This is a genomic window from Actinoallomurus sp. NPDC050550 (assembly GCF_040655075.1).
Taxonomy (GTDB): domain Bacteria; phylum Actinomycetota; class Actinomycetes; order Streptosporangiales; family Streptosporangiaceae; genus Actinoallomurus.
Genome location: NZ_JBFAJC010000025.1, coordinates 21686 through 42517, shown reverse-complemented (window position 1 = coordinate 42517; position 20832 = coordinate 21686). Strand labels below are relative to the sequence as shown.

30 protein-coding genes and 1 pseudogene are annotated in these 20832 nt (G+C 69.2%); 18 read left to right on the top strand and 13 right to left on the bottom strand.

What is annotated here, in order from left to right; genetic code table 11:
- Positions 1-142 precede the first annotated feature (142 nt).
- From AB0I04_RS30300 to AB0I04_RS30280, 5 genes are all read left to right on the top strand, one after another.
- Positions 143-625, top strand: coding sequence for a cupin domain-containing protein (locus AB0I04_RS30300; protein WP_360891823.1), 483 nt, complete (start codon positions 143-145; stop codon positions 623-625).
- A 124-nt stretch (positions 626-749) separates the two neighbouring features.
- Entirely contained in the window at positions 750-1313 is a 564-nt protein-coding gene (locus AB0I04_RS30295) for a hypothetical protein (protein WP_360891820.1), read from the top strand.
- Complete coding sequence (locus AB0I04_RS30290) at positions 1313-1453, top strand: hypothetical protein (RefSeq protein WP_360891818.1); 141 nt, start codon at positions 1313-1315, stop codon at positions 1451-1453. Before AB0I04_RS30295 ends, AB0I04_RS30290 begins: the two co-directional genes overlap by 1 nt.
- Entirely contained in the window at positions 1450-2757 is a 1308-nt protein-coding gene (locus AB0I04_RS30285; RefSeq protein WP_360891815.1) for a histidine kinase, read from the top strand. The genes AB0I04_RS30290 and AB0I04_RS30285 overlap by 4 nt, the downstream gene beginning before the upstream one ends.
- Positions 2754-3416 (top strand): response regulator transcription factor, encoded by a 663-nt coding sequence (locus AB0I04_RS30280; protein WP_360891812.1) that lies wholly within the window; start codon positions 2754-2756, stop codon positions 3414-3416. Before AB0I04_RS30285 ends, AB0I04_RS30280 begins: the two co-directional genes overlap by 4 nt.
- A 14-nt stretch (positions 3417-3430) precedes the next feature.
- On the opposite strand, the gene AB0I04_RS30275 is transcribed toward AB0I04_RS30280, so the two are convergent.
- The 4 genes from AB0I04_RS30275 to AB0I04_RS30260 all read right to left on the bottom strand — a co-directional run bounded on the left by AB0I04_RS30275 (position 3431) and on the right by AB0I04_RS30260 (position 7639).
- On the bottom strand, positions 3431-4444 hold the full coding sequence (locus AB0I04_RS30275) for a hypothetical protein (RefSeq protein WP_360891809.1): 1014 nt from the start codon (positions 4442-4444) through the stop codon (positions 3431-3433).
- Between the two features lie 537 nt (positions 4445-4981).
- Positions 4982-5695, bottom strand: a complete 714-nt coding sequence (locus AB0I04_RS30270) for a helix-turn-helix domain-containing protein (protein ID WP_360891806.1) — start codon at positions 5693-5695, stop codon at positions 4982-4984.
- 75 nt (positions 5696-5770) lie between these two features.
- The gene (locus AB0I04_RS30265) at positions 5771-6139 is read right to left on the bottom strand and encodes a VOC family protein (RefSeq protein WP_360891803.1); all 369 of its coding nucleotides are present in this window, start codon (positions 6137-6139) and stop codon (positions 5771-5773) included.
- Between the two features lie 12 nt (positions 6140-6151).
- Complete coding sequence (locus tag AB0I04_RS30260; RefSeq protein ID WP_360891800.1) at positions 6152-7639, bottom strand: MFS transporter; 1488 nt, start codon at positions 7637-7639, stop codon at positions 6152-6154.
- Positions 7640-7738: 99 nt separating this feature from the next.
- Here AB0I04_RS30260 and AB0I04_RS30255 point away from each other — a divergent pair, with 99 nt between their 5' ends.
- Positions 7739-8362 carry a helix-turn-helix domain-containing protein gene (locus tag AB0I04_RS30255; RefSeq protein ID WP_360891797.1) on the top strand — a complete coding sequence of 208 codons (624 nt, stop codon included), beginning with the start codon at positions 7739-7741 and terminating at the stop codon, positions 8360-8362.
- A gap of 28 nt (positions 8363-8390) precedes the next feature.
- Here AB0I04_RS30255 and AB0I04_RS30250 read toward each other — a convergent pair whose 3' ends face one another.
- Positions 8391-8939 (bottom strand): cupin domain-containing protein, encoded by a 549-nt coding sequence (locus tag AB0I04_RS30250; RefSeq protein ID WP_360891794.1) that lies wholly within the window; start codon positions 8937-8939, stop codon positions 8391-8393.
- A 105-nt stretch (positions 8940-9044) separates the two neighbouring features.
- On the opposite strand from AB0I04_RS30250, the gene AB0I04_RS30245 reads away from it, so the two are divergent.
- A complete protein-coding gene (locus AB0I04_RS30245) occupies positions 9045-9605 on the top strand; it encodes a TetR/AcrR family transcriptional regulator (protein WP_360891792.1) in 561 nt (186 codons plus the stop codon).
- A gap of 80 nt (positions 9606-9685) precedes the next feature.
- Positions 9686-10183, top strand: a complete 498-nt coding sequence (locus AB0I04_RS30240; protein WP_360891788.1) for a tetratricopeptide repeat protein — start codon at positions 9686-9688, stop codon at positions 10181-10183.
- A 44-nt stretch (positions 10184-10227) separates the two neighbouring features.
- Here AB0I04_RS30240 and AB0I04_RS30235 read toward each other — a convergent pair whose 3' ends face one another.
- The 3 genes from AB0I04_RS30235 to AB0I04_RS30225 all read right to left on the bottom strand — a co-directional run bounded on the left by AB0I04_RS30235 (position 10228) and on the right by AB0I04_RS30225 (position 12159).
- Positions 10228-10734: a DinB family protein gene (locus AB0I04_RS30235; RefSeq protein ID WP_360891785.1), complete on the bottom strand. Its 507-nt coding sequence runs from the start codon at positions 10732-10734 to the stop codon at positions 10228-10230.
- A gap of 36 nt (positions 10735-10770) precedes the next feature.
- The gene (locus tag AB0I04_RS30230) at positions 10771-11424 is read right to left on the bottom strand and encodes a class I SAM-dependent methyltransferase (protein WP_360891782.1); all 654 of its coding nucleotides are present in this window, start codon (positions 11422-11424) and stop codon (positions 10771-10773) included.
- Between the two features lie 291 nt (positions 11425-11715).
- On the bottom strand, positions 11716-12159 hold the full coding sequence (locus AB0I04_RS30225) for an ATP-binding protein (protein ID WP_360891779.1): 444 nt from the start codon (positions 12157-12159) through the stop codon (positions 11716-11718).
- A gap of 180 nt (positions 12160-12339) precedes the next feature.
- Between AB0I04_RS30225 and AB0I04_RS30220 the strand changes: the two genes are divergently transcribed.
- The 3 genes from AB0I04_RS30220 to AB0I04_RS30210 are packed head-to-tail and all read left to right on the top strand — an operon-like array spanning position 12340 to position 13344.
- Complete coding sequence (locus AB0I04_RS30220; protein ID WP_360891776.1) at positions 12340-13143, top strand: helix-turn-helix transcriptional regulator; 804 nt, start codon at positions 12340-12342, stop codon at positions 13141-13143.
- Positions 13140-13238, top strand: a complete 99-nt coding sequence (locus AB0I04_RS30215; protein ID WP_360891773.1) for a DUF397 domain-containing protein — start codon at positions 13140-13142, stop codon at positions 13236-13238. Before AB0I04_RS30220 ends, AB0I04_RS30215 begins: the two co-directional genes overlap by 4 nt.
- Positions 13239-13245: 7 nt before the next feature.
- Positions 13246-13344 carry a DUF397 domain-containing protein gene (locus tag AB0I04_RS30210; RefSeq protein ID WP_360891770.1) on the top strand — a complete coding sequence of 33 codons (99 nt, stop codon included), beginning with the start codon at positions 13246-13248 and terminating at the stop codon, positions 13342-13344.
- A gap of 98 nt (positions 13345-13442) precedes the next feature.
- Here AB0I04_RS30210 and sigJ read toward each other — a convergent pair whose 3' ends face one another.
- Positions 13443-14339 carry an RNA polymerase sigma factor SigJ gene (sigJ, locus tag AB0I04_RS30205; protein ID WP_360891767.1) on the bottom strand — a complete coding sequence of 299 codons (897 nt, stop codon included), beginning with the start codon at positions 14337-14339 and terminating at the stop codon, positions 13443-13445.
- Positions 14340-14412: 73 nt separating this feature from the next.
- On the opposite strand from sigJ, the gene AB0I04_RS30200 reads away from it, so the two are divergent.
- The 5 genes from AB0I04_RS30200 to AB0I04_RS30180 all read left to right on the top strand — a co-directional run bounded on the left by AB0I04_RS30200 (position 14413) and on the right by AB0I04_RS30180 (position 17483).
- Complete coding sequence (locus AB0I04_RS30200; RefSeq protein ID WP_360891764.1) at positions 14413-14817, top strand: ester cyclase; 405 nt, start codon at positions 14413-14415, stop codon at positions 14815-14817.
- Positions 14818-15066: 249 nt separating this feature from the next.
- Complete coding sequence (locus AB0I04_RS30195; protein WP_360891761.1) at positions 15067-15546, top strand: carboxymuconolactone decarboxylase family protein; 480 nt, start codon at positions 15067-15069, stop codon at positions 15544-15546.
- Positions 15547-15803: 257 nt separating this feature from the next.
- Complete coding sequence (locus AB0I04_RS30190; protein WP_360891759.1) at positions 15804-16697, top strand: TIGR03620 family F420-dependent LLM class oxidoreductase; 894 nt, start codon at positions 15804-15806, stop codon at positions 16695-16697.
- Between the two features lie 18 nt (positions 16698-16715).
- Positions 16716-17006, top strand: a complete 291-nt coding sequence (locus AB0I04_RS30185; RefSeq protein ID WP_360891756.1) for a dihydrofolate reductase family protein — start codon at positions 16716-16718, stop codon at positions 17004-17006.
- Positions 17007-17123: 117 nt separating this feature from the next.
- Positions 17124-17483 carry a hypothetical protein gene (locus AB0I04_RS30180; protein ID WP_360891752.1) on the top strand — a complete coding sequence of 120 codons (360 nt, stop codon included), beginning with the start codon at positions 17124-17126 and terminating at the stop codon, positions 17481-17483.
- 270 nt (positions 17484-17753) lie between these two features.
- Here AB0I04_RS30180 and AB0I04_RS30175 read toward each other — a convergent pair whose 3' ends face one another.
- The 3 genes and pseudogenes from AB0I04_RS30175 to AB0I04_RS30165 all read right to left on the bottom strand — a co-directional run bounded on the left by AB0I04_RS30175 (position 17754) and on the right by AB0I04_RS30165 (position 19579).
- On the bottom strand, positions 17754-18365 hold the full coding sequence (locus AB0I04_RS30175; RefSeq protein WP_360891749.1) for a DUF998 domain-containing protein: 612 nt from the start codon (positions 18363-18365) through the stop codon (positions 17754-17756).
- A 76-nt stretch (positions 18366-18441) separates the two neighbouring features.
- Positions 18442-18759, bottom strand: a pseudogene (locus AB0I04_RS30170) (transposase); the annotation flags it as partial.
- Between the two features lie 106 nt (positions 18760-18865).
- Complete coding sequence (locus tag AB0I04_RS30165; RefSeq protein WP_360891746.1) at positions 18866-19579, bottom strand: hypothetical protein; 714 nt, start codon at positions 19577-19579, stop codon at positions 18866-18868.
- 135 nt (positions 19580-19714) lie between these two features.
- Here AB0I04_RS30165 and AB0I04_RS30160 point away from each other — a divergent pair, with 135 nt between their 5' ends.
- Positions 19715-19861 carry a LuxR C-terminal-related transcriptional regulator gene (locus tag AB0I04_RS30160; protein WP_360891743.1) on the top strand — a complete coding sequence of 49 codons (147 nt, stop codon included), beginning with the start codon at positions 19715-19717 and terminating at the stop codon, positions 19859-19861.
- 34 nt (positions 19862-19895) lie between these two features.
- Here the strand turns inward: AB0I04_RS30160 and AB0I04_RS30155 are convergent, their stop codons facing one another.
- Positions 19896-20057: a hypothetical protein gene (locus AB0I04_RS30155; RefSeq protein ID WP_360891741.1), complete on the bottom strand. Its 162-nt coding sequence runs from the start codon at positions 20055-20057 to the stop codon at positions 19896-19898.
- A 175-nt stretch (positions 20058-20232) separates the two neighbouring features.
- Between AB0I04_RS30155 and AB0I04_RS30150 the strand changes: the two genes are divergently transcribed.
- Complete coding sequence (locus AB0I04_RS30150) at positions 20233-20829, top strand: RNA polymerase sigma factor (protein ID WP_360891738.1); 597 nt, start codon at positions 20233-20235, stop codon at positions 20827-20829.
- Positions 20830-20832 lie beyond the last annotated feature (3 nt).

The following is a 20832-nucleotide window of genomic DNA, read 5'->3' as shown; positions in this document are numbered from 1 at the left end:
ACACATACATCGGATGAATCTTCGAACAGCGTCCGATGCTGGGGTCTTCCGCAGTCAAGTGACGGCCCGCGGCCGGCTCACCCCGCAGGCCTGACAGGGTGATGGTGGTGAGAGTCTTCGGCTCGAACACGAAGGAGACGATGTGAGTTATCCACCGGCGCGCTACGAGGGAGAGCACGGCGAGGTCAGCGCCACCTACCGGCCGGCCGACCACGAGCCCGAGGTGACCTATCCGTCCGGGAACACCGTGCACTACCTGGCGACCAGCGCATCCACGGACGGGCTGTTCGGCATGTACCGGTGGGAGTTCGGGCCGAAGCCCAGTGGCCCGAGCGCGCACTTCCACCGGTCGATCTCCGAGTCGTTCTACATCCTTAGTGGAACGGTCCGCATCTACAACGGCGAGCGCTGGATCGACACGGTTCCCGGCGATTTCGTGCACGTCCCCGCGGGCGGCATCCACGCCTTCCGCAATGAGTCCGGGGAACCGGCCTCGATGCTGCTGCACTTCTCTCCGGGCGCACCGCGCGAGGGCTACTTCGAGGGCCTCGCCGCCGGGCTCGGCGGGTTGAGCGATGAGGAGCGCGCGGAGTTCTACCTGCGCCACGACAACCACTGGCTCTGACGCGCTGCTCCGCACGACAGATCGGTCGTACGGGGGATGCCGGAAGATGGCTCTCACCGGCGATCCCCCGACGACCGGAGATCCCGAGGATTGCGGCATCGATCCAACGCACTCGGGAGTCACCGTGAACCTCGGAAAGGTCTCTTTCATCGCCGCGCCCGCGCTGATCGGCGCGTACGGGGTGGCCCGTCTGATCGACCGCCAGAGCCGCGCCGGCTGGACGTTCGGCCACCTGCTGATGCTCGCCGGTCTCGTACTGTTCGGTCTGGTCATCGTCGAACTGCGCCGGCTCGCTCCGGGCCGGACGAGCACGTCGTTCGCCGCGATCGGCCTCATCGGGTTGGCCGCCTCGGTCGCGCAGATCGGCATCGACATCGTCGTCGGCCTGCTCGCCCGCGACGCCGCGGACAAGCAGCACATGTTCCAGCAGATTCAGCAGGTCCCCGGCGTGCAGCCGGTCGTCTACACGGTCGTACCGATCCTGTTCTACGTCGGGCTCCTCGGGCTGACCGTCGTGGCCGCGGTCGCGCGCTCGGCCGCCTGGTGGACCCCGGCCCTGGTCCTGGCCGGTACGGTCGCCGCAGCGACGAACCTGGACTACATCCCCGTGGCCGGCGCCCTGTACGTCCTCGCGCTCGCGCCCATGGCCTTCCGCCGCATCCGCCGTGCCACCCACGCGATCGCGTGATGAGAGGGCTCGGCCACGAACCCGCCGGGACCGTCACCGCCGCCGGGCCGGACGCCCGCCGGCACCGCCCCTGGCAGCGGGTCTCGCTCGAGCCGGGCGTGCCCCACTTCACCGGACCCTCGGGGATGATGACCGCATGACCGCGCCCGATCCGAAGGCCTGGTGGGACCGCCTGCCCGCCAGGGCCCGGGCCTACGCCGCCGACGCGGCGGTCGCCCTCCTCGTGCTCGTCGTGCTCTACGCCCCGCTGGTGATCCCCCGGCCGGCGCAACCAGGCCCATTCTCGCCCTGGGTCTGGGTGCTCATGGCGGGTGCCTCGTTGCCGCTCGTCCTCCGGCGACGGTTTCCCATCCTCTGCCTGCTGGCCATCTACGTGTCGCTGATGGCGTACAACATCCGGAACGACGGGCCATCGGAGCCGGTCGCCTGGGGGATGCTGGTGGCCCTCTACTCGCTCGCCTGGGTGGGACGGCAGCGGCATCGGATCTTCGCCGTCGTGCTGGTCACCGTAACCAGCGTGGCCACCACGAAGAGCGCGACGACAGCGGTGATCGGGCTGCTCACCGGCTCGGGCGCCCTCATCCTCGGCACGCTCGCGCAGCGCCGGGAGCAGCGCCTGCAGGACCTCGCCTACCGGGCCGGGCAGCTGGAACGCGACAAGGAGGCGGAGGCCGTACGCGCGGTGGCGACCGAACGGGCCCGGATCGCCCGGGACATGCACGACGTCCTCGCCCACGCCGTCAGCGTGATGGTCGTGCAGGCCGAGGCGGGACCGGTGGCGGTCCGGACGATGCCGGACCGCGCGGAGAAGGCGTTCGACGCGATCGCCGCCGCGGGCCGGGACGCGATGACGCAGCTCCGCCGTACGCTCGGCATCCTCAAGGAGGAACAGGACACCGGCGTACGGGCGCCGCAGCCGACCGTCGCGGCCATCCCGTCGCTCGTCGCCCAGGTCGAGGAGACCGGACTGGCCGCGTCGTTCTCGGTGTCCGGGTCGGGCCGGCTGACGGCCGACACCGAGGTGGCCGCCTTCCGGATCGTGCAGGAGGCCCTCACCAACACGCTCAAGCACGCGGCCGCCACCAAGGTCGCGGTCACCCTCGACTGGGGAGAGTCACTCGTGATCACCGTTCGGGACGACGGGACCGGATCCGGCACGCTCGCCGGCTCTGGCACGGCCCGCGGCACCGGCACGGCCGCCGGCTCGGTCGGCGGCTCTGGCACGCTCGGTGGCGCCGGCACGGCCGGCGGCACCGGCACGATCGCCGGCTCCGGCACGGTCGGCGGCTCCGGCACGCTAGGTGGCACCCGCACGCTCGGTGGCACCGGCAACGGGCTCATCGGCATCCGCGAGCGCGCCGCCGCGTGCGGCGGCACCGCCTCCGCGCACGGTGACGCGGATGGCTTCACCGTCACCGCGACCCTGCCGGTGGTGGCCCCGTGACCATCGGCATCGTCATAGCCGACGACCAGGAACTCGTGCGCAGCGGCTTCGCGATGATCCTGGACTCCCAGCCCGACTTCACGGTGGTGGCCGAGGCGTCCAACGGCGCCGAGGCGGTCGCCGCGGCGACCGAACACGCGCCGGACGTGGTGCTGCTCGACATCCGGATGCCGCACCTGGACGGCATCGAGGCGGCTCGGCTGATCTGTGCCCGTACCTCCAGCCGGGTGCTGATGCTGACGACGTTCGACCAGGACGACTACGTGTACGACGCGCTGTACGCGGGCGCGAGCGGGTTCCTGCTCAAGGACGTGCGCCGGGACGACCTCGTCCACGCCGTCCGCGTCGTCGCGGCGGGCGAGTCCCTGCTGGCGCCCACGGTGACCCGTCGGTTGATCTCCGACCTGGTCGTGCGCCGGCCCCGCTCGGACGTCTCCCCCGCGACCGGCCTCGACGCGCTGACGAGCCGGGAGAAGGAGACGCTCGTCCTGCTCGGCCGGGGCCTGTCGAACTCCGAGATCGCCACCGCCATGGTCCTCAGCGAGCACACGGTGAAGACCCATGTGAGCAACGTGCTCAGCAAACTGGGCCTGCGCGACCGCGTCCAGGCCGTCATCGCCGCCTACGAGTCCGGCCTCATCGTCGCCGGCTCCGCCTGATCGCGCCGGCGCGGTCAGGCGACCGGAGCACCCATCGGCGGCGGAGCGGTCGGCGGCGTGGGACGTGGTCTGTTCAGGGCGCCGGTGATGCTCTCCAAACCCCGGTTGACACCGAGACCGGCCAGGACGATCAGCCCGGTGATCAGGCTCGTCACCCAGAACGAGACGTTGTTGTAAACGATCAGGGTTCCGATGACCGCGACGACCGTGACGCCGAGCAGCGTGCCGAAGACGCCGGCCCGCCGCCCGAACACGCTCGTGCCGCCGAGCAGCACGGCGGCGAACGCCGACACGGTGAGGTTCGCGCCGCTCGTGGCGTCGGCCGCCTGAAGGCGCATGAGCAGGGCGACACCGCCCAGCCCGGCGAGGAAGCTCGATCCGGTGAGCCCGACGACGGCTCCCAGCCCGGACTGCATGCCGTTCCATCGGCCCGGGTCGCCGGGGCCCCGGCCGGCGCTGAGCCGAGTCCGTACGGCGGGAGTCAGCCACAGCGCGCCACCGCCGACCGACACCAAGGCGAAGAGCGCGAACCACATGGCGGTGGGGTAGCTTCCGCTCCCCAGGCGCAGCGGGATCATCTCGCCGTGGGTCAACCCGATGGTCGCCGCCTGCATGACGGTCGCCGCGCCGAACGTCGCCGCCCACGCCGGCACCGACATGACGGCGACCAGCAGGCCGAGTATGAGCCCGATGATGGTCGCGAGCAGGACCGCCGTGACCATGGCGACCGGTTTTCCCCAGCCGTGCTGGGTCACGAGAGAGGCGCTGAGCGCGCCGGTGAAGCCGAGGATGGGGCCGACGGCGAGGTTGGGTGAGGCGGTCCGCATCGAGAGCGCGAGCCCGGCGGCCGCCAGTCCGAGGTACCCGGCCTGGCCGAACGCGACGGTCAGATTCTGATGGGGTGTCAGCGCCAGAGTCGCCGCGATGAGCACGACGGCGATGACGGCGAGCGCGCCCTCCCAGATGAGATGGACGGAGAGGCGATCCCGCTCGGCGGGACCGGTGGAAGGCCCGCCGCGCCGTGGCATGACCGACGGTCCAGGCGGTCCGGGGGGCTCCGGTGGGGCGGGCCATGGTCCTGGCGGGGCGCCCCATGGTCCCGGCCCGTACGACCAGGGCGACGGGGCCGGCGGACCGGCGTACGGTCCGCCGGGCGCCTGCGGCGGACCGGGCGGCGGCTGCTGAGATCCGGGAGGGGGCTGCGGCGGACCGGCGGACTGCTGGGGTCCGGCGGGGGGATGCTGCGCCCCCGGCGGGGGCTGTTGGGATCCGGGAGGCGGCTGCGGCGGACCGGCGGACTGCTGGGGTCCGGCGAGGGGATGCTGCGCCCCGGGCGCGGGCGGCGATCCGGGTGCCGGCCGGTCGGAAGAATCGGGAGTGGGTTCTTCGTTCGGTTCCGGCTCGTCGGGGGACTGACTCATGATCGCCTCCCAGGACCCTGTTTAGGCGCGGAGTCTAATGAACGGAAGCGATCACGGATAGGTCCGTTTCCGGTCGTCGCACAGGGGTTGCGGTCGGCGGAGGCGCGTACCTGTGTTCGCCGGAGGTCCGGCTTGCCTCCGCCGTCAGGTCGCGGGGATGCCGAACTCGGCGCGGTCGACGTCGATCAGCTCACCCAGAAGCGCGACGGTCGCGTCGGCCAGGTCCCCCACGGCGGCGTCGGCGGCCGGTGACTCGCTCTCGAATGCGCGCTGGACGGTTCGCGCGAGGAGGTCGGCGCGCTGCTCGGGACCGTCCACGGGCGGAACGCCCTCGGCCCGCAGGAAGCCCTCGAAGGTCGCCTGGTAGGCGAAGCCGACCTCTTCAACGCTCAGGTCGTCGCGCAGCAGGCCGTGCCGGCCGAGCATCTGGAAGTATCCGTGCATCACGCTGCTGTGCCGCTCGTCGCGGGTGGTGTCGGGTGCGCTGCTCAGCTTGCCGAGCAGATCGGGGTCGCCCAGCAGGAAGCGGCGAAGCAGTGGCCGGTTCACGATGGCCAGGAAGTACGTGCGGGCGAAGCGGTGCAGCAGGCACGTCCGGGGATCCTGCCGCAGGGCCTGGCACAGCTCGTCCACCGCGTAGAGCACCTCGCGCGCGAACACCGCGCTGAACAGCTGCTCGCGGGCTTTCCAGTGCAGGTAAACGGTGCCCTTGCCGATGCCGGCCCCGGCGGCCACGTCGTCGATGGTCACCCGCCGGTAGCCGTGGCGCAGCAGCAGGTCGGCTGCCGCGTCGAGGATCCTCGTGGCTCGTTCGGCTCGCTGCCGGGGATCCCGGAGACGTTCGGTGGACGCGCTCACACGCGGACCATATGACCGAATGCCGAATCGAGTCAATCTTCGCTTAGCTTGGTTTCCGGGGAGTGCTGGGCTGGGTCATGGGGCGCGGGTGAGCAGTTCCATCGCGTGGTGGTCGGGGTCGTCGAAGTAGATGCCGCGGCCGCCCCAACGGTGGTTGATGTGGCCAGGTCGGCCACCACCGGGCTCGGCGTAATAGGTGAGGCCCTGGTCTCGGATACGGGCGAAGGCGGCGTCGAATTCGTCGTCGTCGACGAGGAACGCGTAGTGCTGAGGCTGGGGTGGGTCGACGGTCATGTAGTCGAGGGTTACTCCGTTGGCGAGGTGTAGTGGCACGAACGGGCCGAACTCTTCGCCGACGGGCAGGTCGAGGATGGTGGCGAGGAAGCGGGCGGAGGCGTACTTGTCACGGGCCCGGACGATGGTGTGGTTGAGCTGGATGGACATTGACTTCTCTCCTTAGTCGGCTGCTTGCGGGGTCGTCTGCCCGTGCTCGGCGGGTCGGGGTGCGGGGATGAGGACGTACACGAGCACGGCCATGACGGCGAGGAGACCGGTGGCCCAGGTGGTCGCCGTCACGTACCCGTGGACGAGGGCTGTCTCGTATCGGGTCGTGGTGGGAGTGTGGGTGGCGAGGTAGGTGGTGGTGGTGCTGACCGCGAGGGCGTTCAGGATGGCCGTGCCGATGGAGCTGCCGACCTGGGTGGCGGCGTTGATCACGGCCGACGCCACGCCCGCGTCGCGTTGGGTGACGCCGCGGATCGCGAGCTGGAACGCCGGTGGGAACAGCGCACCCATGCCCGCGCCCATGAGTACTTCGGCCGGCAGGATGATCGCGAGATATCCGCTGTGCGGTGTCAGTCGGGTCATGAGGCCCAGTCCGGCGGCGGCGACCAGCAGCCCACCGGCGATCAGGATTCGCGACGGGATGTGCGGCATCAGTCGGTTGCCCAACTGGTAGCCGCTGAGCGCGTTCGCCAGCGTCATCGGCAGCACGCCCAGCCCGGCGCGTACCGGCGAATAGTGCAGCACCACCTGGAGGTGGTAGGTCAGCGTCAGGAACATCCCGAACGCTCCGACGACCGCCGTGGCGGTGCCGAGGTAGGCGCCGGCGCGGCCGCGGTCGGCGAGGATGCGTAGCGGGAGCAATGGGTCGGTGATCCGAGACTGCCGCAGCCCGAACACGCCCACCATGGCCACCCCGCCGAGCACTGCGCCGAGCACGAGCGGCTGCGTCCAGCCGTGCGCGGCGGCCTGACTGCATCCGAACACCACGGCCGCGAGTCCGCCGGTGACCAGGGCGGCAGAGCTCGCGTCGAGGCCCGCAGATCCGGATCGGGGTGGATCGGGGAGTACGACGTGACCGGCGGCCAGCACGGCACCGGCGATGGCCACGTTGACGAACAGGCACCAACGCCAATCCAGGTAATCCGTGATCACGCCGCCGAGCAGCAGCCCTGTCGCCGCCCCGCTGCCGGCCACCACTCCGTAGATCGCGAACGCCCTGGTCCGCTCCCGCTGTTCGGTGAACATGACCGCGAGCAACGACAGCACGGTCGGCGCGATCAGCGCGGCGAACGCCCCTTGCAGGGCACGTCCCACGGCGAGGACGAGCAGTGTGGGCGCCAGCCCGGCCGCCAGTGAGGCGAGCCCGAACCCGCCCAGACCGATCTGGAAGGCTCGGCGCCTGCCGATGGTGTCGGCCACCCGCCCGCCGAACAGCAGCAGGCCGGCGAAACACACGGTGTAGGCGGTCACCACCCACTGTCGCTGTGCGTCACTGAACCGCAGCGCGTGCTGGGCCGAGGGCAGCGCGATGTTCACGATCGTCGCGTCCAGCGCGGTCATCAGCTGTGCGGCGGCGATCACGCCGAGCGCGAACCAACGCCGCTCCGGCCTGCCCGACCCGCGCAGTCCAGTCTCACCGGTCGCCTGCACACCGGTCATCTCACTCTCCCTTAAACGAAGGGGTGTCCTCCGGTACCATAAGCGAAGGATTCCCCTCCGTCTAGTAGAGTCGGAGCGAGCCGGGAGAGGGAGGGGTGGATGCGAGCCGACGCGCGCCGCAACTACGAACGGTTGCTCGAGGTGGCCCGGGACGTGTTCGTCGAGCAGGGCCCGAGCGCGTCACTCGAGGAGATCGCCCGACGCGCCGAGGTCGGGATCGCCACGCTGTATCGGCGCTTCACCGATCGCGACACGCTCATGCACGCCGTTGTCCTCACGGCGCTGAACGGGACGATCGCGGCCGCGGAGCGGGCCCGGCAGGACAACCCAGACCCGCTCGACGCGCTGGCCGCCTACGTGCACACCGTCTTGGACCTGCGGACCTCAGCGGTGATCCCGACGCTCCTGACCGTGCTCGATCTGAACGAACCGCGACTCAAGGCGGCCCGCGCCACCTCCGCACGCCTCGTCGAGGAACTGCTGGCGGAGGCGCACAAGACCGGCAGGCTCCGCAAAGACGTGACCTTCGGCGATATCGGGCTCCTGCTCACCCGGTTGTCACAGCCGCTGCCCGGACCGATCCCCGCCGAGACCCAACACGCTCTCACCCACCGGCACGCCACCCTGTTCCTCGCCGGACTACGCGCCGACCCGACCGCACCACCCCTCGGCGGCCCCGCCCTGGAACTGGACGACCTGCAACAACTCCAGCAAGACACCTGAGCGCCAGTGAACAAACCGCCGACCTGGACTATGCGGGCCGGGTGCGGTCCGCGCCGACGGCGACGCCGACGATCGTGCAGGGCTCGGTGCCGTGGTTGCGCCAGGCGTGCCGGGTGCCGTTCTGGATGACCACGTCGCCTGCCCGCAACACCGTCTGCTCGCCGTCGTCGAGCTCCAGCGTCACCTCGCCCGAGACAACCAGGACGTAGTCGATGCTGTCGGTGGTGTGCATCCCCGGAGCGTCGGGCTCCATCGCGGCCATCGCACCCGGCATCTGCCGCTCCAGCTCGTCCAAGGCCGCGACCGTATCCAGATCCGCAGGCAGGACCAGCTCACCCGGCGGGATCATGTTGATCATGAAGCGCGATCCATCCCGGGGCGGGTACCACGCCTCGGCGCGGCGCGGCGAGCCGTCGTCCGGGAACGTGGGCCGCTCGTCCCGGCCCCACAGCCGGTAGGCCGCATAGCCGGGCATCAGCTCGGAAGTGATGGGCTCGACATCACGGTCGTCGACCACGCGGGCGTTGCCCTCGGTGTCGTGCCCGGTGACCACTCGGCGAATCTTCGTGTGCCCCATCGACCGCCCCTTAATACTGTGCCGTATTGATACGGTGGCGTATTAATACGCCACCGTATCCTGCGCCTGTGAACCCGTCAATCACGTCGGCGTACCCTGTTGCCCGTGGTGAACGGGTCGACCCGGCTTTCCGCCCAGGACTGGGCGCTGGCCGCACTGAAGGCGATCGCGGACGGCGGGCTGGCCGCGGTCGCGGTCGAACCGTTGGCGCGGACGCTCGGCGTGACCAAGGGCAGCTTCTACGCGCACTACCGGAACCGGGACGAGCTGATCGCCGCGGCACTCGCGGAGTGGGTGCGAAGTCACGGCGAGGGGGGACTCGCCGAATTCGCCGCGATCGCCGATCCGGCACAGCGGTTGCGCGAGTTGCTCACCGCCGTCGTGCAGGCCGTCCAGCCGCTGGCGCCGTCGGTGCACCTGAGCCTGCTCGGCGACCGCAACGACCCCCGGGTCAGCGACGCGGTTCGCCAGGTGAATCGGGCCCGGCTGGAGCTCCTGGCTCGTACCTACCGCGAGCTCGGCCTGCCGCCGGACCGGGCGGAGTCTCGGGCACGGGTCGCCTACGCGGCCATCCTCGGGCTCTTGCACCTGGCACAGACCGACCCGGACGCCCCGCACTCCGCCGTACTCACCGACGAGGCGACCGCGGTCTTCCTGCCGTCATGACGGTGCACGCCGGCTGAGGTCGGCCCGTGAGCCGAGCCGCGGTTTGCCCCGGGGGACGACGACTGGCAGCGTGCGTCGACATGAATGAGGATCGTGATTCCGCGTTGGCGCAGGCCGTACGGCTCCGGGAGGAGGGGCAGGCCGAGCAGGCCCGCGTACGGTTGCTGGCCCTGGCGGAGCGGTATCCCGACGACGCCGAGATCTCCTATCAGACCGCGTGGGCGCACGACGTACTCGAACTAGAAGCCGAGGCGGTTCCCTTCTACGAGCGGGCGCTGAGCGGGTCCGGTCTGTCGGTCGAGGACCGGCACGGGGCGTTCCTCGGCCTGGGCAGTACGTACCGGGTGCTGGGCCGCTATGAGTCGTCGGCGGCGACATTCCGCCGAGGTCTGGAGGAGTTTCCGGGGGACGCGGCGCTGACCGTCTTCCTCGCCATGACCTCGTACAACCTCGGTTCCTCCCGCGACGCGGTGGGGAGCCTGCTCAAGGTCCTGGCCGCGACCAGCGGCGACCCCCGGGTCCAGTCGTACCGCCGGGCCATCGAGTACTACGCCGACCACCTCGACGAGATCCTCTAAACGATTGATTCCAGGGGATCCGACCAGCGATCAACTTGGGTGGGTCAGCGTCCGGTGGCACCGTCGATGAGTTCGCGCAGGATGTCGGCGTGCCCGGCGTGGCGCCCGGTTTCCTCGATCAGGTGGGTGAGGGTCCAGCGCAGGGACGGTGCCGGCCCGGGCCGCCCGCCCGGGCTCGGTCCGGCCGTGGCGAGGTCGGGGCAGGCGGCGATCACCTCGTTCGCGCGGGCTGAGGTTTCCCGGTAGGCGAGGAGAATGTCGTCAGCGCTTTCGTCCGGTTCCGGGCGGAAGGTGGCTTCCCAGTCGGTGACCCGTTGGGCGAGCAACCAGTGGCGTTCGACGTGGGTGAGGTGCTTGACGAGGCCGAGCAGATTCGTTCCCGACGTCACGCCGGGCGTGCGGACCTGTGGCTCCGGGACGCCCTGCGCCTTGGCGATCACCGAGGCGCGCAGGTAGTCGAGGAAGCCCAGCAGCACATCCTTCTCCCCCGGTCCCGTCTTCGGGGGGCCGGTGTCGCGACGGTGCTCGGCGGAGCGGGGCGTTGGGGGCATGGTCGTCCTCTCGGTTCAAGGGAGCAGGGCGGGAGGTCAGGCTGTCGTCCGGCGGATGACCAGCACGTTGTCGACGACGGTCGCGGTCTGACCGTCCGGTCCCTTCGCGTGCCGCCGGGGCATGTCCGCGCGCTCGACCTGCCACCGGACCGGATCGAGGGCCAGCTCCGCGGACACCTCGTCCGGTGTGGGGTAGTGGATCCCAGGATCCTGGTTCCAGGACCAGGGTGCCGTGGAGCCGTGATCGACGACCACGAGCCGCCCGCCGGGGCGCAGCGCGTGCGCGGCGGTGCGCAGAACCCGGCTCCGCGGCAACGCGAACTGTGTCTGGAAGTACTGGGCGGACACCAGGTCGAAGCCGCCCTCGGGGAAGTCCTCGGCCAGGTCGATGCATTCCACCGACATCAATGCGTCCAGGCCGCGCGCCTGGGCGTTCTCGGCGAGGCGACGTACGGCGTTGGCGGAGATATCGACTGCGGTGACCCGCCACCCGCGATCGGCGAGCCAGAGCGCGTCACCGCCGGCTCCGCAGCCCAGGTCCAGGGCGGCGCCCGGGGCGAGGTCTCCTGCGATCTCGGCCAGCAGGGAGTTCGCCCGGCCGGTCGCGGTGGGCCGGGGGGCGCGGTAGTGCTCGTCCCAGAAGCGGGCGGCGTCGGCGCCCGGCGTCGTGCCGGTGAAGTCCGGGCCCATTGTTGATTTCTCCCTCGTCCGGTCGTCGGATACGGCGACCACCCTCGCCCGGAGCCGCCGCCGATGGCACAAAAATTTGCCGAATCGGCAAGTCTGGGGGCATGAGCGAGGAAATCAAGGGCGTGCTGGACGCGGTCGGGCCGCGGCTGCGCGTCAGCGCCAATCGTTGTACTCCGGGGCGTTGAAGCCGTACGCCAGATATCGGCCCGGCGACCCGAACTCCTTCTCGAACAGTTCGTCGGGGTTGTCACCCGGGCCGAAGGCGGTCGTGGCCGCGACGGCCTCACACGATCAGGGCCACTGGGGTAGCAGCTCGAACCAGACCGCCTTTCCGTGCGCAGTGGGGTGCCAGCCGGCGTCGGAGGACAGCGCGCCGACGATGAGGAGGCCCCGTCCACTCGTGGCGTCGAGCGCCGGGTCCTTGGCCGCCGGAGGCTCGGCGGACGGGTCGTGGACCTCGACGCGCAACCGGTCGTCGTCCCGGACCAGCAGGAGCCGCAGCGTCGACCCCGGCATCGCGGCGGCGTAGCGGACCGCGTTGGTGACGAGCTCGCAGCCGAGCAGTTCGGCCGTGTCGGCGGCGTCGGGGATCCCCCACGCGAGAGAGACCGCCGTGAGAAAACGGCGAGCGGGCGTCGCCGATTCGGGTCTTATCGGGAGTCGTATCTCCCCCAGCAGCACTCCTCTTATCTCCCCGCGCTCCCATGCGATACGACGTTCTTCTACCCGACGCATGACCCGCACCGCCCCTCGCGATCTCTGATTCCGTCGATTCGTCACCATCCTGACCACGGGTAACTACGCTTGGTGTTGGCATCGATACCCAGCACGGAATGCATTTCACTTCGTGAATTCGGGATGCACTGAAGTGAGGCTCCGTGAACCCCCCGGAAAGCAGCACAGAAAGGGACATAGATGCGCAGTCCAACGCTGATCGCGCTCGGTTCCGAACTACGCCGCTACCGGCTCGCCGCCGGCAACATGACCCAGGGCCACCTCGCCAAGCTGATCAACTACTCAGAGGGGATGATCAGCAACGTCGAGACCGCCCAGAAGGTCCCCCGCCGCGACTTCGTCGAACGCTGCGACCAGGCCCTCAAGACCGGAGGCACCCTCATGGTCCTCCACGGCCTCCTCAAACACGAGACCCACCCGGTCCAGTCATTCGCCCGCTTCGCCGAAGCCGAACGCCAGGCGTCAGGCATCCACATGTGGGACATCGTCGTAGTTCCAGGCATCTTCCAGACGCCGGAGTACGCCCGCGCCCTGCTGGCAGCAGGGCGCCCGGCCGCCCGCCCCGAGGTCATCGAGGACCTGGTCACTGCCCGCATCGAACGTCAGGAGGTTTTCTCCCGCGAAAGGCCGCCCGCTCTGTGGGCGGTGCTCGACGAGTCGGCACTTCGCCGCCAGATCGGAGGCACGAAAACACAGCGAGGCCAACTGGAAAGGCTGGCCGAACTCGCGGAGCAGCCGGGAGTCAACATTCAGGTGATCCCGCACACCATGGGCGCCCACCCGGGGTTGACTTCAAGCTTCATCATCTTGAGCTTCGACGACGCCCCCGACATCGCTTACAGTGAAGATCCAGCAACCGGACATCTCCACGAAAAACCGGACCTCGTCAAAGCGATGTCTCAAGCGTACGAAGCGCTCCGCGTCTTCGCATTGCCGGTGCCCACGTCCTTGGACCTCATCCGGCAGATTCGGGAGGAACTGTGAAGTTCGAAACCTCCGAGTGGCGCAAGTCAAGCCGTTCTGGTGCGAACGGCGGCGCCTGCGTCGAGGTCGCCGTCATCACCACCCACCGTGGTTGACGGAGCCATGCGCATGCCGACCAGCAATGATTGGCGTAAGTCGAGCCGCTCCGGCGCCAACGGTGGGACGTGCGTCGAGGTCGCTGTCGTCACCGCCCGACCGTAAAGGCGGCTCTTCGCCTCAGGCACCGCCAGGGGGTGCCTGAGGGGCCAGGGGTCAGAGCTTGCGGATCGTGATGGCGATGTCGCCCGGATCGGCCATTTTCACATGTCAATGGTGTGGCCGCAGATCCCGACATGGGCGGCAGAGACTCCGCACTCCAGGCGACGTTGGATGAAGGCGAGTTTGCGCGGGTCGGCGATCGTCCGGATGGCGTGAATGCGGCTGTCGTCGATCTCAAAGATGGTGACGCCGAGCAGTGCGCCCGTCCGTACGAAGAGCAGGGCCGGAGCACCGTTGACCTCGGTGACGATCGTCTGCGGCGCGAAGCGGGCCAGTGCGGTGCCGGCCAGGCGGCGGACCTCGTTGCGGCCGCGCACCGATAGGCGGGCGGGCGGTCCGGCGTCCATCCACGCCGTGGTGTCGGCCGTGAGCAGGTCCTCCAGGGCGGCCAAATCGCCGGACCGGGCGGCGGTGAGGAAGCGCTCGATGAGGCGGCGCGCCTGTTCGTCCGGGGGCGAGAAACGGGTCCGGCCGTCTCCGATCCGGCGGCGGGCGCGGCTGTGGATCTGCCGGCAGTTCGTCTCGGACGTCTCCATCAGCTCGGCGATGTCCTCGTACGGGTACCCGAAAGCCTCGCGCAGGACGAAGACGGCACGCTTGGCCGGGGTCAGGCGCTCCAGGAGGACCAACAGTGCCAGTGACACGGACTCCCGCTGTTCGGCACTCTCCAGCGGTCCGAGGTCGCCGGCGAGCACCGGCTCGGGGAGCCATGGGCCCGTGCGCTCGCGCCGGACGCGTGCCGAATTCAGGTGGTTCAGGCAGAGGTTGGTGACGACCTTCGTCAGCCAGGTGCCGGGGGTGTCGATCGCCGACTGGTCGGCGGTGTGCCAGCGCAGGAACGCCTCCTGGACGATGTCCTCCGCGTCGGTCGCCGAGCCCAGGAGCCGATAGGCGAGCCCGAACAGCCGTCCCCGCTCGTCGTCGAAAACCTCGCTCATCGTTGTCACAGAACGTCCCCCTGTCTTGTCTTCACTGGCGCCGACATCCAGCGGACCGACGAGAGGGAGCGAGATGACGTCGAAGGCAGGGATCGTGCACCGATTCTACGAGGAAATGCTCAACCAACAGCGGCCGGAACTGGCCGAGGAGCTCATCACACCGGGCATGACCACCCATGCTCCGGAGGCTCCCCGAGGGCCGGCGGCCGTACGGCGGGTGGACGAGTTCTTGCGGGCCGGGTTCTCGGATCTGCACTACCAGGTCGAGGATGTGATCAGCGAGGGCGACAAGGCCGCTGTGCGCTGGACGATGACCGGCACGCACGATGGTGACTTCTTCGGCACCCCGCCGACCGGCCGCAACATCGAGATCACCGGCAACGTGATCTTCGGCTTCGACGGCGACCGGATCAACGAGATCTGGGCGGTGGTCGACGTGAACCGGCTGCAGCAGCAAATCGGGGTCGTACCGAGCTGACCGGCCCGTCTATCCGATCGGAGGCGGCTTCCGCATCGTGGCCGCCCACTGGGACTGTGAGCCGCGCGCGGCATGGACGTGCAGAAATCAACGCCCCTGGCGCCTGTCGTCATCGACGCCTGCCCTACCGCGCGCGGCTCGCTCGGCGTACGCCACACCGACTGACAAAAGTCGTTCGAACGGTCACATCCATCCTCCGGGATCCGTCATAGCGGCGGACCCCATCGAAGATCGAGGAAGGAACCCGTCATGACGACCGAGTCGCGGCTGCCCAACCCCGTCAAGCTCGTCCCCGAGTTCGGGCCGGTCACCGGCGCCCTGTTCAAGGCCACCGGGAACGGTACGGTCCCGCAGACCACCATCAGCCTGATGCAACTGCGCGCCGGCCAGATCGTGGGCAACACCTACCTGACCGTTCTGCACACCGGCAGCCTGCGTAAGGCCGGGGAGTCCGAAGAGCGCATCACCGCCGTGGCGACCTGGAAGGACGCGCCGTACTTCACTGAGGCCGAGCGTGTCGCACTTGCGCTGGTCGAGGCCGTGTACACCCCGAACCCGCGCGGCGAGCGCGTCTCCGACGAGCTCTACGCCCTGGCGTCCGAGCACTACGACGACAAGGCTCTCGCCACGCTGGCCATCGCGATCGGCCAGGTCGGTTTCTTCGTCCCCCTCGCCCTCATCGGCAGGCCACTCCCCGGCAAGTCCCCCGCGGAGCAGTGGCGGGACTGAGCACCGACCCGCACAGGACGGCGAGCGGATCGTCGTCGTCCTGTGCGAGGGCCGACACCGACCCCGGCGACCTGATTCAGCCACCGGGAGGACGTCGGCCGGCAAGGCCGCGCAGAGGCGTGGATCGATCCCGCGTCCGTACCGCTCCGGAATGACCGAGACCGTCTCCAGCGGGGTTGCCGATCGGAGGCGGCCTCCGTATCGTGGCCCGAAGCCACAATCGGAGGTTACCTCCGCTTAATCCCAAGGGGGCGGTCATGACCGTAGAGGAGACTCGGCGACGGCTCGGCCGGTTCGGTGTGTGGATCCCGCCGCAGACACTGCTCGTGACCCCCGTCGCGGTGCAGCGGCGGGAGTTCGCCCGGATCGAGCGCCTCGGGTACGGCTCGCTGTGGAGCGGTGAGCCGCCGGCGGCCTCCCCGGGTGTAAGCCGTGACGCACTCGTCCAGCACGGGCTGATGCTGGCCGCCACGGAACGAATCGTCGTCGGCACGGGGATCGCCAACATCGGGATGCGCGACCCGGTCGCCATGCACACGGGCGCGGCCACTCTGGCGGAGGCGTACCCTGGCCGGTTCATCCTCGGCCTCGGCGGCCAGAGCGGCGACCGGCCACTCGCTCGGCTCGGTGAGTACCTCGACGCGATGGACGCGGCCGCCGAGCGGCTGCTGCCCGACGTCCGATACCCGCGTGTCCTCGCCGCCCTCGGCCCGAAGGCGCATCGGCTGGCCACCGAGCGCGCGGACGGCGTGCACCCGTTCCTCCAGCCGGTCGAGCACACGGCGAACGCTCGGGCGGCCCTGGGCTCCGGCCAACTGCTGATCCCGCATCAGGCGGTCGTCCTCGACACCGACCCGGCGTCCGCACGTGGCCGGTTGCGCGCCATGTTCGGGACCGCCCGGCGGGGCGTCGACTCCCCCTACACGCGGCACTACCGGCGGCTGGGGTACGGCGACGAGGATCTTGCGGGCGACCGGAGTGACCGGCTCATCGACGCGATCCTCGCCTGGGGCGATGAGAAGGCGATCGCACAGCGGCTCCGTGCCCACCTGGACGCCGGCGCCGACCACGTACTCGTCCATCCGTTCGCCGCGGACCTACCGGCAATGGCCGACCAACTCGAAAGGCTCGCGAACCCACTGGCCCTGTAGGCGGAATGCCTTGATCAAGTGCGCGCCGCCAGGGACTCGGGCCCCGGGTCGCCGGTCGCGTGGTCGTGGCGGTCGCGCGCGTGGCGGATGTCCATCCTTGGCGCCAACGTCGCCCGGCAGTGTCTCGCGGCCGGGCTCCTGAACGAGATCATCGTGCATATCGCTCCGGTCCTCGTCGGCGAGGGCGTTCGCCTCTTTGAGAGCGCCGGTGGCGCTCCGATCAAGCTTGAGGCGGTCTCTTCCCACGCGGAGGGCGAGACCACGGTGCTTCGCTACGCGGTGCGTCAGACGCCAGAGGAACGACGGTGAGGCAAGTCAGTCCTGCCTTACCCACGACTTTCCTTCGTGTCAGAGAACCCTTGCCCTGTGGTGATGTGACGCGCCGTTCGGATGCTGGTCCGGGCGGGGTGTCGCCAGGCTGTCTGGGTGGCAGAACGAGTACGCGTCCGCGAGATCGATGACGACGAGAAGCACAAGGACCCCGACCGGGAGCCGAGGCCCCGCAGGCGGGCGACCTACACCCGCCCACACGGAGTCCGCCACCTCTTCGCCGCCTACGACCTGGGCAAGGATAAGCTCTACGGCCACATCAAGCCGAGGAAGCACCGGACCAAGTTCCTGGAGTTCTGCCGCTACCTACGCAGCCTCTACCCGGCCGAGATACGGATCGCGATCGTGCTCGACAACTACTCCCCGCACCTGACCACGAAGAAGGACACCCGGGTCGGCGACTGGGCCGCGGCCAACAACGTTGAATTCGCCTACACGCCGACCAACAGCTCCTGACTGAACCGCATCGAGGCCCAGTTCACCGCCCTGCGCTACTTCGCGCTGGACGGCACCGACCACGCCAGCCACAAGGAGCAGGGCAACATGATCCGCCGCTACATCATCTGGCGAAACAAGCACGCCGCGGACGAACGCCTCCGCGAGGTAGTCAATAGGGCGAACGCTGCCTGATGCGGCACTAGAGCGTGTCCCGTGGATCAAGGACTAGGCCAGCCGCGGCAGTGCCCTTGCCCGCCGTGGCTGCGCGCCGAGAAGCCGGGTGGAGGGTCAGGCGCGCAGGGCTCGTACGGCGAGCAGGGTCAGCCATGCCCAGCCGATAGTGATCGAGATGCGCTGGATCAGTCCACCTAGATCGACCAGGTTTTCTTCTTGGGCGAACGCGGTGTTGGCCAGCATCATCGTTGCCGCGAAGAGCAGGCCGCTTGCGATCGAGTAGATCGTCCATCCGCGCGTGCCCGACCAAGCGAGCACGATGCAGGCCGCGGTCAGTGCCACGAACCCGATGAGGGAGCAGAGGTCGTGGAGAGTTCCGTGCCCGGTGTTGTGCTGGAGCAGGTCGGGGGTTCCGGGAGGGTAGCCGCTCACCGGATCTGTCCGGAAGATCCCGGCGCACAGCAGGCCGATCGCCCACACACCGACGAGCAACGAGCCCCAGCGTGAGGTTCCGGCACGCCACAGGCCCACAGCGAAGGCCAGGGACAGCAGGCCCGCGACGATGAAGTTGGCGGTCTGGGTCCATCCGTGGTCGCCGAGGGCGAGCGAGCTGACCGGATGGCGTAGCGGCTTGTAGTGGGCGCGGGTGGCGCCTTCTAGAAGGTACGCGGCGGTGAAGAGGGGACCGGCGGCCACCCCGCAGGCGAGCAGTATTCGATCATCCATGCTGTCAACATAGGTTGACATCGACTATGCGTCAACCTATGTTGACGAGGCCCTAGGTTGGGACCGGTCTTGTAGATCAAGGGACTGGGTCTCGGAGCCAGATGCGGATCGAGGCGACGTCGATGGTGCCCTGGTAGATGCGGACTCGCTTGTCGAAGCGCATCGCGACGGCGCGAAACTGGCGGAGCTTGTTGAAGCAGCGCTCCACGGTGTTGCGGCCCTTGTACGCCTCGGGGTCGAAGGCGGGTGGGCGGCCTCCGGCGCTGCCGAGCTTGCGACGGCTGGCGGCCTGGTCCTTCTTGATGGGGATGACGGCTTTGATGCGGCGGTGGCGCAGGTAGACGCGGTTGCCCTTGGAGGAGTAGGCCTTGTCGCCCATGGCTTTCACTGATCCACGGGACACGCCCTAGTGCCGCATCAGGCTACGTCAGCCCTGCTGACGATATGGCGGAGTCGTTCTTCGCAGTTGTGGTTATAGCACCAGATGGACGCGAGGCGGATCAGCCCTCGGGGTGCACCACCCACTCGCCGGGTAGCGTCTCATGCAGCCAGGTCAAGGCCGCCTTGGTGCGGCAGCGGGCACACGCGTACGACCCGTCATCTCGGAGGAGCACGTCGTGCCCGCCGAACCAGCGGGTGCCGGTGTTCCGTCCCGGCTCTGGAGCGTAGAGATAGCCGGGGACGGCGAGCCGCTCGAAACGGCGCTCCACTTCGGCGACGCCAGCAGCGTCCCACCACAGAATGTCAAAGAGGGCTTCCTCGCCCATCGATTCCGACAGAGCCATCTCCACCCACGCCCACGACACGCTGGGCAGGTACGGTTCCCACTCCGTCATCGGATCGGGTGCCCGCCAGACCACGGGCGGGTCGGCCTGGCCGGTCAGACGCGTTCCAACCTCTATGACGTACTCATGCTCTTCCTGGTAGACCAGCACCTTCCCCTCCGCATCGAGGCGGAGCTCGTGCGGCAGGAGCAGGCGCATCTGGCGCCTCAGATCGTCACGCTGGCCGCAGAGCCGGTAGCCGTGGCGCAGGACCTCCGGTAGCACGATGCCCAGTCTCTGCTCCGCGCGCCGGATCTCAGCCTCGTCGCAGCCGTCGCCGTCGCGCAACGGCCGCGACCAGTGCTCGAAGAATTCCCGGATGAACCTCCAGGCCCCGGCGGCATCGCGCACCTGTCCCAGCCCGGCGCGCAGGTCGAAGGCGTTCCCCACGGGTGGGGACCTTAGCAACCACTGCCGACAGCCTCCACGCCCACGTCCTCTGGTGCACAACCACGGCTGCAAAGAACGATTCCGCCATATCGCCAGCGGGGCAAACGTAGCCTGACGCGGCACTAGCAGTACGGATTGACCACCCGCGCGATCGGACACCGGCTGGGAATCTCCCCGCATACCGCGAGCCGGCACGTCGAGGCCATCTACGCCAAGCTGGGCAACCGCGACCGCGCCAGTACGGTCCTCGCCACCCACCGGCTCGGCCTGCTCGGCGCCTGACCGAGCGCGAGTAGACCGAGCCGCCTGTGCGGGATCAGTACCAGACGTAGCCCTTGAAATCGCCGTCGATGTTGGCGTGGCCGAATTGGCCACAGACGCTGAAATCGGTGCCGGGGCGCACCTCGGTGGCGACGACCTGGTCGGTGTAGTTGGGCACCCCGAAGAATGGCGTCGGGTCGAAGAAGGCCCCGGCCACTCTTTGTCATCGAGTGGACGCGATCAGTATTCAAAGGGAGCGCACAAACGCGCAGTAGGGAGAACGCCCTATTGCCACTGGGGCGGGGTGGAACCCGTTTCGCGGAGTCGGGGAAAAGCGGGTGAAGCGCACACCGCGCACGGCCGGAGCACCGGCTGCAAGAGACGGGAGCCGTATGACTGTGACGACCCGACAGGGCGTGAGCGACGCCGCTGTGATCGAGCAGTCTTGGCAAGAGCCCGGGGTCTTCGCCGCGCTGTACCGGCGGCACGCCCCTCACATCAGCCGCTACGTCGCCCGAAGACTCGGCGACGACATGGCCGACGACGTCACCGCCGAGACGTTCTATCGGGCGTTCGAGAAACGCCGGAAGTACGACCTCGGACGGCCGGACGCCAGGCCGTGGCTGTACGGGATCGCCGCCAATGTGATGGCCCAGTACCACCGCAAGGAGACCCGGATGTTGCGGGCGTTCGCCCGCAGCGGCGCCGACCCTGTGGTGCAGACCTACGGCGGCCAGCTGGAGGGCGCCGACGACCGGGTGGTGGCGGCCGGCATGCACCAGCCGCTCGCGGCCGCCCTCGCCGGTCTCAGCCGACCGCACCGGGAGGTTCTGCTGCTGGTGGCCTGGGCGGATCTGTCCTACGAGGAGACCGCCCAAGCGCTGGGCATCTCCGTGGGGACGGTGCGATCGCGGCTGCATCGGGCTCGAAAGAAGATCCGCGCCGCTCTCGGCGACGGAAACCCCCTGTCCATTTCCGATGAAGGCTGAGGT

What these genes read in the sequence shown, in the direction of transcription:
- AB0I04_RS30290 (WP_360891818.1), top strand. Translation starts at nt 1,313, where the DNA reads ATGAGAGGGCTCGGCCACGAACCCGCCGGGACCGTCACCGCCGCCGGG.
- AB0I04_RS30285 (WP_360891815.1), top strand. Translation starts at nt 1,450, where the DNA reads ATGACCGCGCCCGATCCGAAGGCCTGGTGGGACCGCCTGCCCGCCAGG.
- AB0I04_RS30275 (WP_360891809.1), bottom strand. Translation starts at nt 4,444, where the DNA reads ATGCCACGGCGCGGCGGGCCTTCCACCGGTCCCGCCGAGCGGGATCGC.
- AB0I04_RS30265 (WP_360891803.1), bottom strand. Translation starts at nt 6,139, where the DNA reads ATGTCCATCCAGCTCAACCACACCATCGTCCGGGCCCGTGACAAGTAC.
- AB0I04_RS30260 (WP_360891800.1), bottom strand. Translation starts at nt 7,639, where the DNA reads ATGACCGGTGTGCAGGCGACCGGTGAGACTGGACTGCGCGGGTCGGGC.
- AB0I04_RS30255 (WP_360891797.1), top strand. Translation starts at nt 7,739, where the DNA reads ATGCGAGCCGACGCGCGCCGCAACTACGAACGGTTGCTCGAGGTGGCC.
- AB0I04_RS30250 (WP_360891794.1), bottom strand. Translation starts at nt 8,939, where the DNA reads ATGGGGCACACGAAGATTCGCCGAGTGGTCACCGGGCACGACACCGAG.
- AB0I04_RS30240 (WP_360891788.1), top strand. Translation starts at nt 9,686, where the DNA reads ATGAATGAGGATCGTGATTCCGCGTTGGCGCAGGCCGTACGGCTCCGG.
- AB0I04_RS30235 (WP_360891785.1), bottom strand. Translation starts at nt 10,734, where the DNA reads ATGCCCCCAACGCCCCGCTCCGCCGAGCACCGTCGCGACACCGGCCCC.
- AB0I04_RS30230 (WP_360891782.1), bottom strand. Translation starts at nt 11,424, where the DNA reads ATGGGCCCGGACTTCACCGGCACGACGCCGGGCGCCGACGCCGCCCGC.
- AB0I04_RS30225 (WP_360891779.1), bottom strand. Translation starts at nt 12,159, where the DNA reads ATGCGTCGGGTAGAAGAACGTCGTATCGCATGGGAGCGCGGGGAGATA.
- AB0I04_RS30220 (WP_360891776.1), top strand. Translation starts at nt 12,340, where the DNA reads ATGCGCAGTCCAACGCTGATCGCGCTCGGTTCCGAACTACGCCGCTAC.
- AB0I04_RS30210 (WP_360891770.1), top strand. Translation starts at nt 13,246, where the DNA reads ATGCGCATGCCGACCAGCAATGATTGGCGTAAGTCGAGCCGCTCCGGC.
- sigJ (WP_360891767.1), bottom strand. Translation starts at nt 14,339, where the DNA reads ATGAGCGAGGTTTTCGACGACGAGCGGGGACGGCTGTTCGGGCTCGCC.
- AB0I04_RS30200 (WP_360891764.1), top strand. Translation starts at nt 14,413, where the DNA reads ATGACGTCGAAGGCAGGGATCGTGCACCGATTCTACGAGGAAATGCTC.
- AB0I04_RS30195 (WP_360891761.1), top strand. Translation starts at nt 15,067, where the DNA reads ATGACGACCGAGTCGCGGCTGCCCAACCCCGTCAAGCTCGTCCCCGAG.
- AB0I04_RS30190 (WP_360891759.1), top strand. Translation starts at nt 15,804, where the DNA reads ATGACCGTAGAGGAGACTCGGCGACGGCTCGGCCGGTTCGGTGTGTGG.
- AB0I04_RS30175 (WP_360891749.1), bottom strand. Translation starts at nt 18,365, where the DNA reads ATGGATGATCGAATACTGCTCGCCTGCGGGGTGGCCGCCGGTCCCCTC.
- AB0I04_RS30150 (WP_360891738.1), top strand. Translation starts at nt 20,233, where the DNA reads ATGACTGTGACGACCCGACAGGGCGTGAGCGACGCCGCTGTGATCGAG.